Genomic DNA, 1,574 nt, shown 5'->3' with positions numbered 1-1,574 from the left:
CTCGAACAGCTCTCCCTCGTCTATCCCGAACGCATCAACCGCTACCTCTAAACCCGAGACTCCACCCACTTACACACACAACTTGACAAGCTCGATCGGACAGATCGTTGGGAACGTCCTGCCCGGAGCGGCGGCGTTGAAGATCGCGAAAACGAGCGGACTTCTGGGCGAGGCCAACAAGGTCGCCGACTTCGGGAAACCCATCATCACGAACCCGAGCAGGACCACCAGCGCCCTGGAGTGGCTCAAGAACCAGATCGGCGCGGGAGGGGTGACAGTCAGCGACGAATTCACCCCGACGATACGGCCAGCAGACGGCATTGACGGGGCTACCGGCAAGCCCCGCGGTATTGATGGGCCGGAGCAGAAGCCTCGTGGTGTTGATGGTCCGGAGGAAAGGCCCCGTGGTGTTGACGGGCCGGGAAGCGTTACTCCTGGCGAGAAGACAGAGGTTCTGGATCCCTTTGATCCGAACCGTAAGGGTGCGCTGCTTCCCAACGTGAGATATCGTGCGAGTGCACCCGACACGAACCACAACTACGTGGCCGAGACGAACGCTGACGGTCTGATCGAGCGGGTCATCGTCGAGAACCTTCATTTGAAGCCCGCCGGCCGTACTCGCTTTGACAATGCGCGGGACACGCCAGGTAAGCTCCCCACGGATGACGCGGGTCACCTGATCGCGGATGTCTTCGACGGCAGCCCAGAACTCGACAACCTCGTCAGCCAAGCACGAGTTCTCAACCGCGGCGCGGGCTCGAAATGGAGGGCAATGGAACGCGCCTGGGAAGATGCTTTACGCGACGTCCCTCCGCGCGCCGTCACTGATATCGAAATCAAGGTTCTCTACGACGGCGGCAAACGACCAATAAGTTTGGATGTCAAATATAAAATTGGCGGCGAACCTGACGGCGACAATTTCCCAAACCCCGTACCAAATATTGATTAGGGAACTGTAATGAACAACGAGACTAGTTTCGAACGGCTATTCGAGATTCAAGACGAGATTCTTATGTTCACCATGGAGCAGGTCGGTGATAAAGTCGACAAGTTCTACGTGCAAGGTAAAATCACGGACGATAGTCGTGGAAATGTCACAAGTGTCCAGGGTAACATCAGGAATGTCATTGTCGGCGGTCGCGTCCTCGGCGTCTCTGCTGTCCTGGATGATACCGAATTCTATAAAAATGTCGATTTCGTCAGGCCGCGAATCGTTGAGCTGCACGACATCCTCCGTACCGTGCAGGGTAAATCCCCAGTGCGGTTTCGCTGGGCGGTGGACACCACAGCGGGCACTGCTGAGAGTGATTGGACATACTACGATGATCTCTCTGACGAGGAGAAGAAGGACGATTTCTGGAGGTTCTGGAAGGGTGACATCGCGTGGAAAGCGCAGCTTGAGGCTGAGCTAGCCGGCGAGTAAAACCAAGAGGATTTTGCGTCTGATTGTGAAGTGTCAGCGGGAGACGCGGATCGAATCAGCGCGGGTGCGACGTTGGCGTTCGCGGGGCTGGGTGGGTCGTTGATTGTGGGGGGGTGTGAACAGCGCGATTAACGACGCGTCGATTGCGTCG

Annotated in this window: 2 protein-coding genes; both read left to right on the top strand. The window is 57.1% G+C overall.

Annotated features, from left to right (window positions below; genetic code table 11):
* On the top strand, positions 1-949 hold a 949-nt coding region (locus tag B0H03_RS16010; protein WP_207774268.1), incomplete at its 5' end, for a DNA/RNA non-specific endonuclease.
* 9 nt (positions 950-958) lie between these two features.
* Positions 959-1,423 carry a hypothetical protein gene (locus B0H03_RS16005; RefSeq protein ID WP_104266487.1) on the top strand — a complete coding sequence of 155 codons (465 nt, stop codon included), beginning with the start codon at positions 959-961 and terminating at the stop codon, positions 1,421-1,423.
* Positions 1,424-1,574: the final 151 nt, after the last annotated feature.

It is taken from the genome of Rathayibacter iranicus NCPPB 2253 = VKM Ac-1602, assembly GCF_003149025.1.
GTDB lineage: Bacteria > Actinomycetota > Actinomycetes > Actinomycetales > Microbacteriaceae > Rathayibacter > Rathayibacter iranicus.
The sequence above is the reverse complement of the archived record's forward strand: the minus strand, read 5'-3'. Positions and strand labels throughout refer to the sequence as shown.

What these genes read in the sequence shown, in the direction of transcription:
- B0H03_RS16005 (WP_104266487.1), top strand. Translation starts at nt 959, where the DNA reads ATGAACAACGAGACTAGTTTCGAACGGCTATTCGAGATTCAAGACGAG.